This window comes from Haemophilus sp. oral taxon 851 str. F0397 (assembly GCF_000242295.1).
In the GTDB taxonomy this organism is placed as follows: Bacteria; Pseudomonadota; Gammaproteobacteria; order Enterobacterales; family Pasteurellaceae; genus Haemophilus.
Window position 1 is genome coordinate 47,928 of the sequence record NZ_JH591067.1, and the last position, 15,270, is coordinate 63,197.

Annotated in this window: 13 protein-coding genes; 8 read left to right on the forward strand and 5 right to left on the reverse strand. The window is 38.3% G+C overall.

What is annotated here, in order from left to right:
- Positions 1-110: 110 nt before the first annotated feature.
- The 8 genes from glyA to adk all read left to right on the forward strand — a co-directional run bounded on the left by glyA (position 111) and on the right by adk (position 7,169).
- Positions 111-1,376: a serine hydroxymethyltransferase gene (gene glyA / locus HMPREF9096_RS07705; RefSeq protein WP_009499745.1), complete on the forward strand. Its 1,266-nt coding sequence runs from the start codon at positions 111-113 to the stop codon at positions 1,374-1,376.
- Positions 1,373-1,669 (forward strand): DUF1294 domain-containing protein, encoded by a 297-nt coding sequence (locus tag HMPREF9096_RS07700; protein ID WP_009499746.1) that lies wholly within the window; start codon positions 1,373-1,375, stop codon positions 1,667-1,669. The genes glyA and HMPREF9096_RS07700 overlap by 4 nt, the downstream gene beginning before the upstream one ends.
- Positions 1,670-1,776: 107 nt before the next feature.
- On the forward strand, positions 1,777-2,397 hold the full coding sequence (coaE, locus tag HMPREF9096_RS07695; protein WP_032803251.1) for a dephospho-CoA kinase: 621 nt from the start codon (positions 1,777-1,779) through the stop codon (positions 2,395-2,397).
- Positions 2,390-2,596, forward strand: coding sequence for a DNA gyrase inhibitor YacG (yacG, locus tag HMPREF9096_RS07690; protein ID WP_005634195.1), 207 nt, complete (start codon positions 2,390-2,392; stop codon positions 2,594-2,596). Before coaE ends, yacG begins: the two co-directional genes overlap by 8 nt.
- 116 nt (positions 2,597-2,712) lie before the next feature.
- Positions 2,713-3,960, forward strand: a complete 1,248-nt coding sequence (rhlB, locus tag HMPREF9096_RS07685) for an ATP-dependent RNA helicase RhlB (protein ID WP_009499748.1) — start codon at positions 2,713-2,715, stop codon at positions 3,958-3,960.
- Positions 3,961-4,002: 42 nt separating this feature from the next.
- Entirely contained in the window at positions 4,003-5,019 is a 1,017-nt protein-coding gene (gene galE / locus HMPREF9096_RS07680) for a UDP-glucose 4-epimerase GalE (protein ID WP_009499750.1), read from the forward strand.
- Between the two features lie 182 nt (positions 5,020-5,201).
- Positions 5,202-6,440, forward strand: a complete 1,239-nt coding sequence (locus HMPREF9096_RS07675; protein ID WP_009499751.1) for an MFS transporter — start codon at positions 5,202-5,204, stop codon at positions 6,438-6,440.
- An 84-nt stretch (positions 6,441-6,524) separates the two neighbouring features.
- The gene (adk, locus tag HMPREF9096_RS07670) at positions 6,525-7,169 is read left to right on the forward strand and encodes an adenylate kinase (protein ID WP_009499752.1); all 645 of its coding nucleotides are present in this window, start codon (positions 6,525-6,527) and stop codon (positions 7,167-7,169) included.
- A 67-nt stretch (positions 7,170-7,236) separates the two neighbouring features.
- Here the strand turns inward: adk and HMPREF9096_RS07665 are convergent, their stop codons facing one another.
- From HMPREF9096_RS07665 to HMPREF9096_RS07645, 5 genes are all read right to left on the reverse strand, one after another.
- Complete coding sequence (locus tag HMPREF9096_RS07665) at positions 7,237-10,317, reverse strand: efflux RND transporter permease subunit (RefSeq protein WP_009499753.1); 3,081 nt, start codon at positions 10,315-10,317, stop codon at positions 7,237-7,239.
- Between the two features lie 17 nt (positions 10,318-10,334).
- Positions 10,335-11,531, reverse strand: coding sequence for an efflux RND transporter periplasmic adaptor subunit (locus tag HMPREF9096_RS07660; RefSeq protein WP_009499754.1), 1,197 nt, complete (start codon positions 11,529-11,531; stop codon positions 10,335-10,337).
- Positions 11,532-11,562: 31 nt separating this feature from the next.
- On the reverse strand, positions 11,563-12,126 hold the full coding sequence (locus HMPREF9096_RS07655) for a TetR/AcrR family transcriptional regulator (protein ID WP_009499755.1): 564 nt from the start codon (positions 12,124-12,126) through the stop codon (positions 11,563-11,565).
- A gap of 196 nt (positions 12,127-12,322) precedes the next feature.
- The gene (locus HMPREF9096_RS07650) at positions 12,323-13,315 is read right to left on the reverse strand and encodes an amidohydrolase family protein (protein ID WP_005631292.1); all 993 of its coding nucleotides are present in this window, start codon (positions 13,313-13,315) and stop codon (positions 12,323-12,325) included.
- Between the two features lie 197 nt (positions 13,316-13,512).
- Complete coding sequence (locus tag HMPREF9096_RS07645) at positions 13,513-15,270, reverse strand: DUF3413 domain-containing protein (RefSeq protein WP_009499756.1); 1,758 nt, start codon at positions 15,268-15,270, stop codon at positions 13,513-13,515.

Here is a 15,270-nt window from a genome sequence, read left to right on the forward strand (position 1 = left end):
GATGAATTAATTTCATTTAAGTGATGAAAATTTAGGAATGAAATTTTAATTAAGTTTTTATCCATAAACAGTTAAACTATCTGCCATAAATTACATAACAGGAGAACACAATGTTTACTAGAAATATGACTATCGCTGATTACGATCCCGTATTGTGGCAAGCGATTCAAGATGAAAATCGTCGTCAAGAAGAACATATCGAACTAATTGCATCTGAAAACTATGCTAGTCCGCGTGTGATGGAAGCTCAAGGTTCACAATTCACTAATAAATACGCTGAAGGCTATCCAGGTAAACGTTATTACGGTGGTTGTGAGTATGCAGACATTGTGGAGCAGTTAGCGATTGATCGTGCAAAAGAATTATTTGGTGCTGATTACGTGAATGTTCAACCGCACTCTGGATCACAAGCAAACGCTGCAGTGTATGGTGCATTGATTAATGCGGGCGATACTATTTTAGGTATGGATTTGGCTCACGGTGGGCACTTAACTCACGGTGCAAAAGTAAGTTTCTCTGGCAAGATTTATAACTCTGTGCTTTATGGAATCACTGCGGATGGCTTAATTGATTATGAAGATGTTCGTCAAAAAGCATTAGAATGTAAGCCAAAACTTATCGTTGCGGGTTTCTCGGCTTATTCACAAGTTGTGGATTGGGCGAAAATGCGTGAAATCGCGGATGAAGTTGGTGCGTATTTATTTGTGGATATGGCACATGTAGCGGGATTAATTGCAGCGGGTTTATATCCAAACCCATTACCTCATGCACATGTTGTGACAACAACAACCCATAAAACATTGGGCGGTCCGCGTGGTGGTTTAATTCTTTCATCTTGTGGCGATGAAGAAATCTACAAAAAATTACAATCATCCGTATTCCCTGCAAACCAAGGTGGTCCATTAGTTCACATTATTGCGGCGAAAGCAGTATGTTTCAAAGAAGCATTAGAACCAGCTTATAAAGAATACCAAGCAAACGTGATTAAAAATGCGAAAGCAATGGTGGAAGTGTTTAAACAACGCGGCTATGACGTGGTTTCAAATGGCACAGAAAACCATTTATTCTTAGTCAGTTTCATTAAACAAGGATTAACAGGTAAAGCAGCTGATGCGGCATTAGGTAAAGCAAACATTACCGTGAATAAAAACGCTGTGCCAAACGATCCGCAAAAACCATTTGTTACTTCAGGTATTCGTGTAGGTACACCATCGGTGACTCGTCGTGGTTTCAATGAAAATGATGTGCGTGAATTAGCTGGCTGGATGTGTGATGTTTTAGATGCTTTAGGCAAAGAAAATGAAGAACAAGTGATTGCTGAAACTAAAGAAAAAGTATTAGCAATTTGTAAACGTCTTCCAGTTTATCCGAAATGATTTATTTTCTTTCGTTGATTATATGGTTAGCGGCGATCAATATCGCCGCTTATTTTTTTATGTGGAGAGATAAAATTCGTGCCGTGCGTAACGAGTGGAGAATTCCTGAAAAAACATTTTTTCTTCTAAGCTTTTTAGGTGGTTTTATGGGAATGCATTTGGCTATGAAACATTTTCGTCATAAAACGCTGCATTTTAGTTTTAAATTTATTGTTGTTATTAGTGCATTTCTTTGGGTTGTCGTTTTTCCATGGTTATATTTTTCTTTTATTTTTCAATATATAAAAGCATGATAATGTAGATAAACTAATTTGTTATGGTTCACTAACTATTGGCTTGGAGAACTGATTTTTACTAGCGTTATTTTGTATAATATTGGAAATTTTTTATGGGAAATCATATGACTTATATTGTTGGCTTAACTGGTGGTATTGGTAGTGGTAAAACAACGATTGCTAATTTATTTGCCGATCTTGGCGTACCTCTAGTGGATGCGGATGTGGTTGCTAGAGAAGTCGTCGCGAAAGATTCCCCTTTATTGTCTAAAATTGTTGAACATTTTGGTACTCAAATTTTAACGGAACAAGGCGAGCTTAATCGCGCGGCTTTACGAGAACGAGTGTTTAGCCATAATGAAGATAAATTGTGGTTAAATAATCTTTTACATCCCGCTATTCGTGAACGAATGAAACAACAACTCGCTGAACAAACTGCGCCTTACACATTATTTGTCGTCCCTTTATTAATAGAAAATAAATTGACCGCACTTTGTGATCGTATTTTGGTGGTGGATGTGAGTCCACAAACTCAACTTGCTCGCTCAGCTCAACGAGATAACAATAATTTTGAACAAATTCAACGAATTATGAATTCTCAAGTTTCTCAACAAGCGCGTTTAAAATGGGCGAATGATGTGATTAATAATGATGCTGAACTGGCCCAAAACTTACCGCACTTGCAGCAAAAGGTGCTAGAATTGCACCAGTTTTATTTACAACAAGCGGAAAAGAAAAATGTCTGACGAAATGATTGAAGTACCTTGTCCGATTTGCCAAAAATCTGTGCCTTGGACAAATGAAAGTACTTTTCGACCTTTTTGTAGCAAACGTTGCCAGTTAATCGATCTTGGCGAATGGGCGGCTGAAGAAAAAGCGATTCCAAGTGATACTGCTGATTTTGCAATGGATCCAAATGTGAGTGACGAATGGAGCATTAAATAGAGATTAACCGATAGGAAACCCTATCGGTTAATTTTTATAAGTGCGGTCCTTTTTTGAGGATTTTCCCTAAGCATGCTATGCTAAACGTAATTTTATTATTCTAAGATGTGATTTTTATGCAACAAGATTATTTAAGCCAACAACGATTCTCCGATCTTCTTCTACATCCAATTGTACGAGATGCTTTGGCAAAAAAAGGCTTTGATTTTTGTACCCCAATTCAGGCTTTATCCTTGCCTATCAGTTTAAATGGACGAGATGTCGCAGGACAAGCTCAAACTGGTACAGGCAAGACAATGGCTTTTTTAACGGCTACTTTTCACCATCTCTTAACTCATCAAGATCCTAATCTTGAATATCCTCATCCAAGAGCTTTGATTTTAGCGCCTACTCGAGAATTAGCTGTGCAGATTAGTAATGACGCAGAATTTCTTGCAAAAGCGAGTGGATTAAAGACCGCTCTTGCCTATGGTGGCGATGGTTATGATAAACAATTACAAGCGATTGAGCGTGGCGTAGATATTTTGATTGGTACGACGGGGCGAGTTATTGATTATGTGAAACAAGGCGTAATTGGTTTAGATGAAATCCAAGTTGTCGTGCTAGATGAGGCGGATCGAATGTTCGATCTTGGGTTTATCCGTGATATTCGTTATTTATTGCGTAAATGCCCCGCTCCGCAAGCTCGTTTAACGATGTTATTTTCAGCGACACTTTCTTATAAAGTGCGTGAATTAGCATTTGAAGATATGAATGACCCTGAATATATTGAAATTGAACCAGAACAAAAAACAGGGCACCGAATCAAGGAAGAACTTTTTTATCCATCTAATCAGGATAAAATGGCACTTCTCTTAACCTTAATGGAAGATGAATGGCCTGAGCGTTGTATTGTATTTGCTAATACGAAACATCGTTGTGAAGAAATTTGGGGTTATTTAGCGGCTGATGGGCATCGTGTTGGTTTACTAACTGGCGATGTAGCACAGAAAAAACGTTTGTCGTTATTGAAACAATTTACCGACGGTGATTTAGATATTTTAGTAGCAACAGATGTGGCTGCTCGTGGCTTGCATATTTCTGATGTGACGCATGTTTTCAATTATGATTTACCCGATGATCGAGAAGATTATGTTCACCGAATCGGTCGTACTGGACGAGCAGGGGAAAGTGGTGTTTCGATTAGTTTTGCTTGCGAAGAATATGCGATGAATTTACCCGCTATTGAAGAATATATTGGCCATTCTATCCCAGTGAGCCAATATGAAACAGAAGCCTTGCTTGAACTGCCGAAACCGTATCGGTTAAAACGTGCAGTACCACCGCAAGGGCATACAAGACATCGTTCTTATCACACAAAATAGTGATATAATTTTTTAGTCTCAATAATTAATAAGGAAATCATTATGGCTATTTTAGTGACAGGTGGCGCCGGCTATATCGGTTCTCACACAGTTGTAGAATTATTAAATGCTGGCAAAGAGGTGGTGGTATTAGATAATCTTTGCAATTCATCACCAAAATCCCTTGAGCGTGTAAAACAAATTACAGGCAAAGACGCAAAGTTTTATGAAGGCGATATTTTAGATCGTGCTTTGTTACAAAAAATTTTTGCAGAAAATGAGATTAACTCTGTTATTCACTTTGCTGGATTGAAAGCCGTAGGGGAAAGTGTTCAAAAGCCGACAGAATATTACATGAACAATGTAGCTGGCACCCTTGTATTAATTCAAGAAATGAAAAAAGCAGGTGTTTGGAACTTTGTATTTAGCTCATCTGCAACGGTTTATGGTGATCCAAAAATTATTCCAATTACAGAGGATTGTGAGGTCGGCGGTACGACCAATCCTTATGGTACCTCTAAATATATGGTTGAACAGATTTTACGTGATACAGCAAAAGCGGAACCAAAATTTAGCATGACCATCTTGCGTTATTTTAATCCGGTTGGGGCGCATGAAAGTGGCTTAATTGGTGAAGATCCAAATGGTATTCCAAATAATTTATTACCTTATATTAGCCAAGTTGCTATCGGTAAATTAGCACAACTTTCTGTATTTGGTAGTGATTACGACACTCTTGATGGAACAGGGGTGCGTGATTATATTCATGTAGTGGATTTAGCTGTGGGGCATTTAAAAGCGCTTCAACGTCATGAAAATGATGCTGGTTTACATATTTATAACCTTGGTACAGGTCATGGTTATTCCGTATTAGATATGGTAAAAGCATTTGAAAAAGCCAACAACATTACCATTGCATATAAACTTGTAGAGCGCCGTCCTGGTGATATTGCGACATGCTATTCTGATCCTAGTTTAGCTGCAAAAGAGCTTGGTTGGGTGGCAGAACGTGGTCTTGAAAAAATGATGCAAGATACGTGGAACTGGCAGAAAAATAATCCAAAAGGGTATAGAGATTAATATTCTCTAATATTTGTTTTTCTTTTTTAGGAAGAAGAATGCTAAACATTGGGGGATGTGATTAAAAATCCCCCTCATTTTTACACTTACCCTTTAATTGAAAGGCAAAGTTTCTAAAATACAACCAAAATTAACCGCACTTTATGTCAAATTCCCTTTCTTCCCAATTTTTTACACGCAAGATGTTGATTTGCGTATTCACAGGTTTTAATTCTGGTTTGCCATTATTTGTGTTATTGCAAATGTTGCCTGTTTGGCTGACGGATAAACATCTCTCAATTGAGCTTATTGGTGCAGTAACCGGTGTGATGTTGCCTTATGGGTTAAAATTTTTGTGGGCACCATTATTGGATCGTTATTTCCCGAGTTTTTTAGGGCGTCGTCGTAGCTGGATGTTACTTTCACAAGTGGCATTATTGATCTTACTTTACATAATTAGCCTTTTTGATCCTCTCACACAACTGAGCACAGTGGCAAATATTGCGTTGCTTATCGCCTTTTTTTCAGCCACACAAGATATCGTGTTAGATGCGTATCGTCGTGAAATTTTGAGTGATCATGAATTAGGTTTGGGAAACACTATTCATATTAATGCTTATCGAATTGCGGGATTAATTCCCGGTGGATTATCGCTATATTTGGCGGCAATTTATCCTTGGGAAACCGTCTTTTTATGGACCGCACTTTGTATGTTAGCGGGCATCTTCATGACACTATTTTTAGCCAAAGAGCCCAAAATCAACGTGCAACAATCTAATCAACCGTTCTATCAAGCATTTTGGATTCCATTACAAGAATTTTTCCAGCGTAAGGGCGTCGTTCAGGCTATCGGTTTTTTACTGTTTTTGTTTTTGTATAAGTTCGGGGATTCTTTTGCCACAACGCTACAAACCAAATTTATTTATGATATGGGGTTTAGCAAAGAGGATATAGCCATTGTTGTAAAAAGTACCGCACTTTGGTCAAGCATTTTATCTGGGCTTGCTGGCGGTGTGATAATGCTAAAACTAGGTATTAACCGTGCATTGTGGCTATTTGGGCTTGTACAGCTGGTGACAATTGGTGGGTTTATTTGGTTGGCTGCTTTCGGTCATTTTGATGTTATTACATCAGCCGAGTTATGGAAACTAGGTGTTGTGATTGCGGCAGAATATATCGGCGTTGGACTTGGCACTGCGGCTTTTGTGGCTTTTATGGCGCGTGAGAGTAATCCTCTTTATACCGCAACACAGCTTGCACTTTTTACAAGCCTTTCAGCTTTGCCAAGTAAAGTTTTAGGTATGCTTTCTGGTTATGTTGTGGGATCAGTGGGGTATTATCAGTATTTTTGGTTTTGTTTATTTTTAGCGATTCCAGGCATGCTTTGTTTATTTTGGGTAGCACCTTGGAATCAAGAAAATAATACGGCTAATTCACTATAAAAGTGCGGTAAAAATTATAAAAAATTTGACCGCACTATGCTTTATCAGTATCTTAATCACGTTTTTTATTAATGGAGATTTTTTATGAAAATTATTCTTTTAGGTGCACCGGGCGCAGGTAAAGGCACTCAAGCACAATTTATTATGAACAAATTTGGTATCCCACAAATTTCAACTGGCGATATGTTCCGTGCTGCAATCAAAGCGGGGACTGAACTTGGCAAACAAGCCAAAGCATTAATGGATGAAGGTAAATTAGTACCAGATGAATTAACCGTTGCCCTTGTAAAAGATCGTATTGCTCAACCTGACTGCACAAATGGTTTCTTATTAGATGGTTTTCCTCGTACTATTCCTCAAGCCGATGCGCTGAAAGATTCAGGCGTTAAAATTGACTTTGTTTTAGAATTCGATGTGCCAGACGAAGTGATTGTTGAACGTATGAGCGGCCGTCGTGTACACCAAGCATCTGGCCGTTCTTACCACATCGTTTATAATCCACCAAAAGTGGAAGGTAAAGATGATGTGACAGGTGAAGATTTAATTATTCGTGCAGATGATAAACCAGAAACTGTATTAGATCGTTTAGCCGTATATCATAAACAAACCAGCCCATTAATTGATTATTACCAAGCAGAAGCGAAAGCGGGGAATACTCAATATTTCCGTTTAGATGGTACACAAAAAGTGGAAGAAGTTAGCCAAGAGTTAGATAAAATCTTAGGCTAAAAATAATCTAAAAAAATAAACCGCACTTGGGGTCACCTAAGTGCGGTTTGTTTTTTCTATGTTTTAATTAGTGGGTTATTTTATTTTCATCAAAAACCGGTAATGGTTTATGTTCGGTTGCGACATAGCTATATACCACAGGCAATACGAACAAGGTGAAAATAGTACCAATGGATAATCCTGCTACAATCACTATCCCCATACTAAAGCGAGATACCGCTCCCGCACCTGTAGCATAGAGCAATGGAATTAAGCCTGCTACCATTGCCGCCGTTGTCATTAGGATTGGGCGTAAACGTACTTTTGCAGCATGCGTGATTGCCTCAATTCGAGTTTTACCATGCTTTAGCTGCTCTTCTTTTGCCACTTCACACATTAAGATACCGTGCTTGGTGATTAATCCTACGAGAGTAATTAACCCGACTTGAGAGTAGATATTTAATGTTGTTCCCGCGATGCCAAAGAAGGATAAAATATTTAAGCTCACTAATGCCCCACTTACGGCTAATGGCACGGAAATCATAATTACCATTGGGTCACGTATAGATTCAAACTGAATAGCAAGTACCAAGAATATGATGATAACAGCCAAGGCAAAAGTGACAGCTAATGCGTTACCTTCTTGTACTAATTGACGAGCTTCAGATTTAAAGTCAAACGTATAGCCTTGCGGTAAATTGTCAGTCGCATATTGTTGTAGCCATGCAACAGCATCTCCCGTTGATGAACCTGGCATTGGTACTGCGCTAATCTGTGCTGAGTTTAATTGGCTAAAGCGCGATAATGAAGTTGGCTGTGTTTCTAGCTTCATTGTGATTAAACTGCTTAATGGCACAGATTGCCCATTACTTGCTGTTAAGTAATAGTTTTTGAATGCTTCAGGCGATAAACGGTCATCACGTTTGACTTGCGAAATGACTTTATAAGCACGTCCATCCACATCGACTCGTGTAATTGTTGCACCAGATAAGAAACTGCCTAAAGTATTACTGATTTGTTGCATCGTAATACCGTAAGTACCAGCTTTCTCTTTATCTACCGAAATTGTCATTTGCGCCGTGTCATAGGTCAAATCTAAATTTGTATAAATAAATTTGCCAGAGGCTTTCATCGCACTTAGGAATTTCTCTGCGGTATTTGCCAACGATTTGTAATCTTGAGCCGTTTTTAACACAATAGCGATTGGAGGGCCTTGTTCCCCTGTATCAATTTCAGGAAAGTTAAATGCAGATACGGAGACTTCTGGAATTGATTTCGCTTTTGCGTTGATTTCATTCATTACGGCAGATTGTTTGCGTGAGCGTTCTTTCCAGTCTTTCAATGTGATGATATTTAACGAACCATTAGAATTTGGCGCGCCTGCAATGCTCATCCCAAAAGAGACTTCAGGTGTTTCCATTACATTTTTCATGTATGGTTGCATTGCATTTTGAATATAATCCACATTTACGCTAGATGGCGCATTACCAATCGCAATAAAGGCACCTTTATCTTCATTTGGAGTTAATTCACTAGAAAGTGAATTAAACAAAAATGGGAGCGTTGAGAAAATCACGACTGCAAAAGCCAGCATTGATTTACGATTGAGCATAACTAGATCAAGCATGTATTCGTAAATACGATTTACTTTACCTAAGGTATGTTCTACGCGTTCTTCCATCCATGTTGGTTTAGCGTTGGATTTAAGTAATTTACTACTCATCATTGGCGATAACGTTAATGCCACGATACCAGAAATAAATACCGAGCCAGCTAGAGTTAAAGCAAACTCTTTAAACAATGTGCCAGTAATACCCCCCATTAAAGCCATTGGTGAGTAAACCGCGATCAATGCGATAGTCATGGAAATTACAGGCACGGCAATTTCACGAGTACCAATAATTGCTGCGCGGAATGGTGTTTCCCCTTCTTTTATATGGCGATCTACGTTTTCTAACACTACAATCGCATCATCAACTACTAATCCGATAGCGAGAATAAGCGCTAATAATGTCATTAAGTTAATAGAAAAATCTAAACTTTGTAACATCATTAAAACACCGATCAAAGAAATCGGAATGGTGAGAACTGGAATTAAAATTGCGCGAAGCGATCCGATAAACATCAAGATAACCACTAATACAATAACAGTTGCTTCCACAATAGTTTTAATTACTTCATGGATTGAACTATTAATCGCAATAGTGCGGTCATAAAGAATGTCAGTTTCCATGCTATCCGGTAGTTGCTTTTTAATACTTTCAAAGAGCGGGCGGATTTTTTCTGCAACGGTTAATGGGTTAGCTGATGAAGTTGGATTGATGCCTAATACGACAGAATCTGCACCGTTTGCAGTTGCACGAGAATTATCGCTTTCTTTGTTTAATTCAATGGTTGCAATATCGCGTAGGCGTACTAAATCATCGCCACGAGAAGCGACAATTAAGTTACCTAATTGCTCAACCGATTTGGTCGTTGTTTCAACTTTGTTACGGTAAGTGACATAGTAGCCGTTATCATTACCAGCCGCAGTTTGTACATTATTTGCAGAAAGGGCAGACATCACCGTTGGCGCAGAAAGATTTTGTGACGCCATTTTTTGTGGATCTAACCAAATACGTAATGCATACTCAGCCGCACCAAATACTTGTACTTCGGCCACACCTTCAATCGTAAAGAATTGAGGTTTTACTACGCGATTAATGTAGTCCGTAACTTGACTTGAGTCGAGTTTGTTGGAGCGGAAACTTATATACATAATCCCCGTGCCTCCAGATGAAGAGGCCACGGTTGGTGCTTCAATTCCACTTGGTAATTTAGAACGTACAGCATTTACTTTGGCCAATACATCGGCAAGCGCCCCAGCAGGATCGGTATTTAGTTTCATTTTGACTGTAATAGTCGATGCATTTGGTGCGCTGCTAGATGACATATAGTCAATGTTATCTGCTTGGGCGATAGATTCTTCTAATGTAGAAGTAACAAATGCTTGAATTAGATTTGCATCAGCACCAGGGTAGGCGGTTGTTACCGTAATTACTGTGGTGGTCATTTTAGGGTATTCACGCACTGCCAATTTCGAAATAGCTTGCAAACCTAAAATAATAATAAGCAAGCTAATTGAAATCGCTAAAACAGGACGACGAATAAATATATCGGTAAATTTCATTCGTATTTCCTAGTTAATTAAAGGTTAGTTTTATTTACTGGCTCTGTTGCACCTACAATGTCTTTTTCAATCCATTCTACAAGACTGCCATTGCCGATACCTTGTTGACCGCCAGTGATAATTTTATCACCAGGTTTTACCTCATTACCTTGTAATTGAGAATAAATACCTTGGCGATCTTTAGTAAATACAGTGATTTGTTTTACTCGATATAAACGATCTAATTTTTTATTCTCAGCCATTTTCTCTTTATCTTCATCAGATAATGGTGTGAGTAAATAAGCAATTTCACCATACATGTTGTAGCTAATGGCTACTTGTGGAACGACAACTTGATTTGTTTCAGTTGGTAGCGCAATGCGTAAACGAGAGAACATGCCTGAAAGCAATTTACGCCCATCTTCAGGATCAAATGTAGCCTGAACATCAACTAAACCAGTTGATGAATTAATGGCGGGTTCAATAGCCGTGATTCGAGCTGAAAATGTTTCGCCCAAGCGAGCATCTGTTGTCGCAGTGACGCGTTGACCGATATGTAATTTATCCAAATCATTTTGCGAAAGGGCAAAGTCAATTTTCATCGAACTGGTGTCTTCCACGCGCACAATTTCTGTTCCAACATTCACATACTGACCAACGTTTACTTTCACAATACCTGCTTTGCCATCAAATGGCGCAACGATTTTACGGCGTTCAATTGCTGCTTTTAGAGATTCTATATTGGCTAGTTGAGCATCATAAGCCGCTTTTGCGTTATCCATTTCTTGTCGTGAAACAGCATTGCTTTTCAATAAATTCGCATAACGTTGATAAGTTTGACGAAGAGCTGGGAGTTGTGCTTGTGCAGCTTGAAGGCTAGCATGTTCTACTGAACTGTCGAGTTCAATGAGTAAATCGCCTTTTTTCACTTGTTGGCCATTTTGCACGAGCACTTGAGAAATCGTACCTGCATTTTGTGTACTGAGCATCGCACCTTGATTTGGACGCACAAGACCTGTTGTGTTAATAACTGGCGTCCATTCACGAGGTTGTACTTCAAGTGCGGTCACTGGGCTTGAAGGTTCTGGCATTCCCGCAATGGCTCGGCTTATCATTACGCCTTTTATCATATTAAAACCGATGACACAGGCAAAAATTAAGACAAATACCACTAAAATTATTTTCATAAAGAAAATATGTGAGCGTTTTGGTCTTTGATGTTGAGTTTGACTCATGTTTAAAGCTCCGTTATAAAAATAACAACAATTATTTCTGAATCGCACGCCAAGAGCGTTCAATCACTGATTCTAAAATTTCAGGCTTAAGATCGAAATCGATAAATTTTGCATCAGAGGCTAAATTTATCGCCGTTTTCAAACTTAATAAAAAGAGAATATCTTCAGATAATTCAGCTAATAAGCCAGCTTTTTGTGCTTGATGACAAAATAAATCCCAACGGCAATTTTTAACGTTTTTACAAATATCCTTGAAATTAGGCAAAGATTCATATTGCTTTAAATTGGATAGAATGGTGGGATTTTCTTGTAAGAAATACCAAATTTTTTTCCACATTTGTCGATACTGTTCGAAAAAAGGCTTAGATTCATCAAAATCTTTTTCAAGCGTTGCCATAAACATTGAAAACACTCTGTGTGCAAATTGTTCAAGCAACTCATCTTTGTTTTTGAAATAAAGGTAAATCGTTCCTGCGGCTACATTTGCTTCTTTCGCAAGTTTGTGCATAGACAGCTGATTCAACCCTTCTTTTGCCATTAAACGATCTGTCGCTGGAAAAATCTGTTCAGCTAAGTCTGTTTTAGCTTGTCGCATAAGATCCTTGAGTAAAATAAGGAACAATAATTGCTCAAAAATGAATCAGCGTTCATTTTATTTATTTTTTGTTTTTTGGCAAGTTAAAAAACACAAAAGTACAACGAAAATGGGCAACATTTAAAAGCTAGATTTTTGAATCAACTTTTAAATGTTGCCCATTTTGACCGCACTTTTGATTGGGCGGAATAAAAAGCTAAATTGGCTCTAGTCCTAATACTTTACGGCCGTTAATACTTGCGATGTTGACCATTTCATCTAAGTGTGGGAAACGGCAACCCGCAGCTAATAGGCTTAATTCTTGCCATAAATCACCTTCACATAGAGGAACCATATAATCACAAATATTATCTGTGCCTAGGGCAACAGTGATACCTTCGGGAATCATTTCATCTGCTGGCGTGAGTGCATTATGGAATGGCATAAGATCTTCTTTGCGATTACTGTCAATCCATGCCATCGGACAGGCTATCATCATCATTTTGGCTTTACGCATTTTTTCGTAAAGTTTGTAGCGATATTCTTTCGAATGTGAGCCAATGGAAATACCGTGGATACCCACAACTCGCCCCTCCATTCCATGTTCAATGGTTTTGTCGCAAAGTTGCTCGGTTTCTTTTTCACTTGGATTGTTGAATTGGTCGACATGTACATGACACATAATCCCAAGAGATTTGGCCTTATCTAACAAGATATCCATCGCCTCTAGGCCACGTCCATAATCCAATTCATCACGATATGGTAAGCCACCAATCATATCTACCATTTCTGCACCAATATCAAACCATTTACGCGCAGTGGGTTCTATTACCCCTTTTAAAGTTTGATTGGCAAATTTCAAAATAATGTCATGTTTATACACTTCACGAGCTTTGTGGGCGGCAATAATTGCACGATCTTCACAAATTGGGTCTATATCGACAAAAGTACCAAATGCGGTTACACCTTGGGATATCATTAATTCAATAGATTGGCAAAAACGTGCGTAATAATCATCAACACTGGAAGTGCGTTTTACTTCATCCACTAAATCCCATTTTTGTTGCAAATTACTGCTATGATAAATCCCAATTTTCTCTGGCGTCATCGTAAAAGCGCGGTCAGCATGAGCATGGGCATTTACCCACCCGCCTTTTTTGATAATTTCATCGCGAATATAGGTTTTAAAACTACGAACGTGGCTTTTCATACAAACTCCGTAAAAAAGAAAGGATAAAAAGACGAGAATGTATATTAATTGAAAGGTGCTGTAAGTACGGCGAGAAGCATTATGGTAATGTTATGAAAAACTCACGGATTTTCATTAATAACATTTTTCAGTCTTAAACTGAGGCGTGAGTATAAAGGCTTAAGGGCAAAAAATCTATTCTTTTATGCCCTTATAAATTATTTTTCAAAGAAGATATTTTGTAATTGGAAGACTTCTAAGAAGATTCCAAGTGGCGGTCTGTCTGACGATTGCTCGATATAATCTTTATCAAATTTTTTGTAATTACCTTTGCGATCAATGTGATATTGTGTTCCATCAGGTTGAATCACCACATTCCAGTGGAAATTAGAGGCAAGCACCCAGTCATCGCCCTTAAGATCAAAGAGATTACGTCCTTGACTATAATCCATCAACGGGTTTTCTACACGGAATACTGTCTGCATTAATGCAGAGAAAATATCCGCATGATTACTTAATCCATTTTGTTTGCCTACTGGTAAATCTTTCCAATACACAAGCAATGGGACTTGAATTTCATCACGCCCAAAGTAGTTTTCTCGCTCTTTTTCATTCATTTCATTAAAACTTAAACCATGCTCTGACGTGATGATGACTAATGTATTTTCAAGCGGTGTACTTTCTAACGCTTTTGCTAAAAGAGAATCAATGTCCTGCAAAGTGCGGTCATAATCTGATGGATTTTTAGCCTCCAAGGCTAAATCCAAATAAGCAAACCAAGGTGAGTCAGTTTTTTGTGCTTTAATAAAATCATTGAGATTTTTTACCGCACTTTCATTATTTGGTTTGTTGGTTTTATTCGATGAAAGTTTCATTTCTCGAAATAATGCTTGGCGGAAGACGCTATCTTTGAAATTTGTAGCCGAAAATAAACCCAATAGATAATTTTCAGCACGTAATTTTTCGATTAAAACAGATTGGGTATGATTGCTTAAAACGCTATCGGTGTAATTTGCATTTAGCCCGTAAAATAACCCAATTAAGCCTGCGTTATTACTGTTGCCTGTGCTGTAATGATTAGTAAATTCCGTTGAACTTGTTGCAAATTCAGCAAGTTTTGGCATCTTTTTATTAGAAATCGCATCATGGCGTAAACCCGAAACCGTTACGATCAGAATATTAGGTTTGTGCGTAATTGGTGCGTAAGTAAGTTCTTTTTTCGGATAATCAATTTTTAAGGCATCTAAACGACCTTCTTGCGCTAATTTTTGCGTATATTCTTCTCCATCCAAGAAACCGTGTTTTTCTAAAAAAGAACGAGCTGTCATTGGATAAGATAAAGGGAAATTAGAGCGTTGCATGGTGATAGGCCGATACAAATAAGCATCAGCCCAAGCATAAATTAAATGCGTCGCAATGAACGTTGCGGTTAAGAATATTCCGGTGCCTTTTAGCCATTTTTGGCGTTCAAGACTGCGTAATTTTTCCCAACTCCAGCGAGAAAATAACATTTGTGCCAGTAAAATTATTGGCATTGGTGCAAAGAATATTTGCCAATCGCGTGACATTTCACCATTTTCTGGATTGACCAGCAAATTCCATACAACAGAGGATAAATGCAGATTAAAACGATTGAAAACGGCGGTATCAAATAATAATAAGGTTGTACAAATCGTGGAAAATATCACGGTTAATCCGCGAAAAGTGCGGTGATTTTTAACAATGAAACTCAGTGGAAAGACCACGAGTAAGTACAACGCAAAAACGTTGAAACTGAAATGTCCGAGCAAACTCACAAAGAAATAAAGTTTTCCTGCGAAAGTATCTGGCCAGTCAATGATAAAGGCATAACGTGCGCCAATAAGAATGGCAACAATGATATTAAAAAAGGCAAACCAGTGACCCCACGAAATTTTTCGTGAAACGTCATCGCGGTATTGTTTGCCGCTGAAAGTGCCTTTTTTAATCCATTTCAT

What these genes read in the sequence shown, in the direction of transcription:
- glyA (WP_009499745.1), top strand. Translation starts at nt 111, where the DNA reads ATGTTTACTAGAAATATGACTATCGCTGATTACGATCCCGTATTGTGG.
- HMPREF9096_RS07700 (WP_009499746.1), top strand. Translation starts at nt 1,373, where the DNA reads ATGATTTATTTTCTTTCGTTGATTATATGGTTAGCGGCGATCAATATC.
- coaE (WP_032803251.1), top strand. Translation starts at nt 1,777, where the DNA reads ATGACTTATATTGTTGGCTTAACTGGTGGTATTGGTAGTGGTAAAACA.
- yacG (WP_005634195.1), top strand. Translation starts at nt 2,390, where the DNA reads ATGTCTGACGAAATGATTGAAGTACCTTGTCCGATTTGCCAAAAATCT.
- rhlB (WP_009499748.1), top strand. Translation starts at nt 2,713, where the DNA reads ATGCAACAAGATTATTTAAGCCAACAACGATTCTCCGATCTTCTTCTA.
- galE (WP_009499750.1), top strand. Translation starts at nt 4,003, where the DNA reads ATGGCTATTTTAGTGACAGGTGGCGCCGGCTATATCGGTTCTCACACA.
- HMPREF9096_RS07675 (WP_009499751.1), top strand. Translation starts at nt 5,202, where the DNA reads ATGTTGATTTGCGTATTCACAGGTTTTAATTCTGGTTTGCCATTATTT.
- adk (WP_009499752.1), top strand. Translation starts at nt 6,525, where the DNA reads ATGAAAATTATTCTTTTAGGTGCACCGGGCGCAGGTAAAGGCACTCAA.
- HMPREF9096_RS07665 (WP_009499753.1), bottom strand. Translation starts at nt 10,317, where the DNA reads ATGAAATTTACCGATATATTTATTCGTCGTCCTGTTTTAGCGATTTCA.
- HMPREF9096_RS07660 (WP_009499754.1), bottom strand. Translation starts at nt 11,531, where the DNA reads ATGAGTCAAACTCAACATCAAAGACCAAAACGCTCACATATTTTCTTT.
- HMPREF9096_RS07655 (WP_009499755.1), bottom strand. Translation starts at nt 12,126, where the DNA reads ATGCGACAAGCTAAAACAGACTTAGCTGAACAGATTTTTCCAGCGACA.
- HMPREF9096_RS07650 (WP_005631292.1), bottom strand. Translation starts at nt 13,315, where the DNA reads ATGAAAAGCCACGTTCGTAGTTTTAAAACCTATATTCGCGATGAAATT.
- HMPREF9096_RS07645 (WP_009499756.1), bottom strand. Translation starts at nt 15,270, where the DNA reads ATGAAATGGATTAAAAAAGGCACTTTCAGCGGCAAACAATACCGCGAT.